The 3387-nt window shown below is 73.7% G+C and carries 2 protein-coding genes; one reads left to right on the top strand and one right to left on the bottom strand.

The window, feature by feature from the left end; all coding sequences use genetic code 11:
• Positions 1-3208, bottom strand: a 3208-nt coding sequence (locus F3J18_RS36220) for an amino acid adenylation domain-containing protein (protein ID WP_240156507.1), incomplete at its 3' end; no start/stop codon positions are given.
• Between F3J18_RS36220 and F3J18_RS36215 the strand changes: the two genes are divergently transcribed.
• Positions 3155-3387 (top strand): hypothetical protein (locus F3J18_RS36215; RefSeq protein WP_166916958.1); only part of this gene is annotated, 233 nt, incomplete at its 3' end. The genes F3J18_RS36220 and F3J18_RS36215 overlap by 54 nt on opposite strands.

Below are 3387 nucleotides of genomic sequence, written 5' to 3'. Positions count from 1 at the left end.
CGCGGGCTCCGACCCGCTCGATGCCGAGCACGGCCTGCCAGATCTCGGCGACGGTCGCCTCCAGCGGCGTGGCGGGCGCCACGTAGCCGGCGCTCGCGGCGTCGAGCGCCGGCAGCGCGCGGCGGTCGAGCTTGCCGTTGGGCAGGGTCGGCAGTGCGTCGAGCACGCCGATCGCCGAAGGCAGCATATGGGCGGGCAGGCGCTGCGCCAGCGCCTCGCGCAAGCGTGCCGGATCGGGCGCCGCGCCATCGCGCGCGGGCACCACATAGGCCACCACGCGGCGCGCGTCGTCCTCGCCCTGCACCAGGGCCAGCGCCTCGGCCACCTCGGGCAGCGCCACCAGCGCGGCCTCGATCTCGCCGAGTTCGACCCGGAAGCCGCGCACCTTGACCTGCTGGTCGAGCCGGCCGACATAGGCGACGCCGCCATCGGGCAGCCAGCGGCAGATATCGCCGGTGCGGTACAGGCGCGAGCCCGGCGCGCCGAGCGGATCGGGCACGAAGCGCTCGGCGCTCAGGCCCGGGCGGCCCACGTAGCCGCGCGCCAGCGTGTGGCCGCCGATGCAGAGCTCGCCCACGCCGAGCGGCGGCACCGGCTCGCCGTCGCGATCGAGGATCCGGTACAGGCGCGAGGCCGAGGGTCGGCCGATCGGCACCGCGAGGCTGTCGCGATGCGCATCCTCGACCGGCAGCACCGAGGACACCACGGCGGTTTCGGTCGGCCCGTAGGTATTGACCAGTTGCACCGCGCCGAGCGGGCCGTCCCGCCATTGCGCGACGGCCGTGCCGGGCAGCGCCTCGCCGCCGATCGTCATGCGGCGCAGCGCGAGGCCCGGCCGCGGCCGCGCCTGCCGCGCCCATTGCTTCCAGTAGCCGGTCGGCAGGTCGGCGAAGGTGACGGCGCGCTCGGCCAGCACGCGGTCGAATTCCTCGGCGCTCCATAGCGCCGGGCCGCGCATCTCGACCGAGGCGCCGATCGCCAGCGCCGGGAACAGCTGCTCGACCGAGGCATCGAAATTGACGGTCGAGAACTGCAGCACGTGATCGTCCACGCGCAGGCCGTGGTCGGCGAGGAAATCGTCGATATGGCGGCTCAGGGCGCCGTGCGTGAGCGCCACACCCTTCGGCCGGCCGGTGGAGCCCGAGGTCGAGATCACATAGGCGAGCTGCTCGGGATGCGCCTCGCCGGCCGGATTGTCCTCGGCCAGATCGTCCGCCGCCAGCAGCGGCGCGACTTCCAGCACGGTGCGGCCCGCCTGCGCCAGCCAGTCGGCGTGACGCGGCGCGGTGTGCGCGTCGGCCAGCACGATCGCGATGCCCACGTCCTCGCACAGCTCGCGCAGCCGCTCGCGCGGATAGTCGGGATCGAGCGGCACATAGGCGCCGCCGGCCTTGAGCACGCCGAGCAAGGCGGCCACCAGGGCCGGCGAACGCTCGACGCAGACGCCCACGCGCGCCTCGGCGCCCACGCCGAGCGCGGCCAGGCGATGCGCGATGCGGTTGGCGGCGCGATTGAGCGCGGCGTAGTCGATGGTCTCGTCGCCGCAGCGCAGTGCCAGCGCATCGGGACGCGCGAGCGCGGCGGCCTCGAAGCGCGCGATCGCGCCGCGATAGGGATGCGGATTCGGGTTCGGATGCGCCCCGCTCGCCTCGCTCGTCCCCTGCGAAGCCGCCACGGCGCTGCCGGCCTCGCCGGCCGGCCCCGCGATGCGCAAGGCGGCCAGCGTCTCGACCTCGGGCCGCGCCAGTTGCGCCAGCACCGCCTGGTAAGCCTCGGACAAGGCGTCGATGCCGGCCTCGGCCAGGCGCGTCGCGTCCCAGCTCCATTCGAGGCCGATCCGCTCGCCGGGCAGGATGCCGAGCGTGAGCGGATAGTGGGTCTGCTCGAACGAGGTCGAGGCATCCACCGTCAGGCCCAGCGATCCATCGCGCAGCGACGGGTCGATCGGGTAGTTCTCGAACACCAGCAGCGAATCGAACAGCTCGCCGCCGCCCGCCCATCGACGCACCGAGGTCAGCGGCGTGTGCTCGACCTGGCGCAGCTCGACATTGCGCAACTGGATGGCGGCGAGCCAATCCTGCAGCGGCGCGTCGGCGGGCACCTCGATCCACATCGGCAGGCTGTTGATGAACACGCCCTGGATCGCGGCGGCGCCGGGCAGCTCCGAGGGACGGCCCGACACGGTCACGCCGAAGGCCGCCTGGCGGCGATCCGCGTGGCGCGCCAGCACGATCGCCCAGGCGCCCTGGATCAGCGTGTTGAGGGTGATGCCGCGACGGCGCGCGGTCTCGGCCAGCGCGGCCGACAGGTCCGCGTCGAGCCGGGCGTCGCGATGCCGGAAGCCCGGGCCGCCTTGCGCGAGATGCGCCTGCGCCTCGGCGGTCGAGAGCGAGGGCAGGCCGTCGAGCAGCAGCGCCGGCCGGTCCACCTGGGCGAGCCGCTCGCGCCACCAGTCGGCCGGCTCGGGCTGGCGCGCCAGCCAGTCGAGATAGGCGCCGAACGGCACCACCGGCTCGAGTTCCGGCGGCTTGCCCCGGCAGGCCGCCGCGTAGCTGCGCGTGAGTTCGCCGAGCAGTTGCGACTGGCTCCAGCCGTCGGACAGCGCGTGATGGTTCAGCCAGGCCAGGTCGTGCGCGCCGTCGGGACGGCGGAACAGCGCGACGTGCATCAGCGGCGCGGCGTCGAGATCGATGCGCCGCGGCGCCTGCTCGTCGAACCAGCGGGCGAAGGCTTCGTCGTAGTCGGCGCGCTCGCGCCAGTCGTGCACTTCGAAGGGCAGCGGCACCGAGGCCAGCACGGCCTGCAGCATGGTGCCGCCGTGCGCGCGCACGAAGCGCGTGCGCAGCACCGGGTGCCGTTCGACCACGGTGCGCCAGGCCTCGCGCATCGCCTCGATGTCGACCGCGCCCGACAGGGTCAGGCGCTTGCGGTTCAGGTAGGCGCCCGCCTCCATCAGGCTGTGGAACAGCAGGCCCTGTTGCAGCGGCGTGGCGGGATAAAGATCGTCGAGCGCGGTGCCGGCCAGGCCCAGCGCCTCGAAGCCGGCCTCGTCGAGCGCGGCGCGCGGGAAATCGGCCGCGGTGGCGCGTGGCTCGGCCTGCTCGCAATGCGCGACCAGGCGCACGAGCTCGCGGCCGAAGGCGGCCACCAGGGCATGCTGGCGCTCGGGCGAGATCACCGCCGGATCGAAGCGCCAGGTGAAGGACAAGCGCCCCTCGACAATCAGGCCGTTCAGCTCGACCGGATAGACCAGGGTTTCGTCATCGCCGGCATCAAGGAGCTGACGGCCGCCAAGGTGGGCGACACCGTCACGCACGCGGCCAAGGCCGCGCCCGAGCCGCTGCCGGGCTTCAAGGAAGTGAAGCCGCAGGTGTTCGCCGGCCTCTA

The sequence above is a fragment of the Burkholderia sp. Ax-1720 genome (assembly GCF_011753035.1).
GTDB classification, from domain to species: Bacteria; Pseudomonadota; Gammaproteobacteria; order Burkholderiales; family Burkholderiaceae; genus Burkholderia; species Burkholderia gladioli.
The sequence above is the reverse complement of the archived record's forward strand: the minus strand, read 5'-3'. Positions and strand labels throughout refer to the sequence as shown.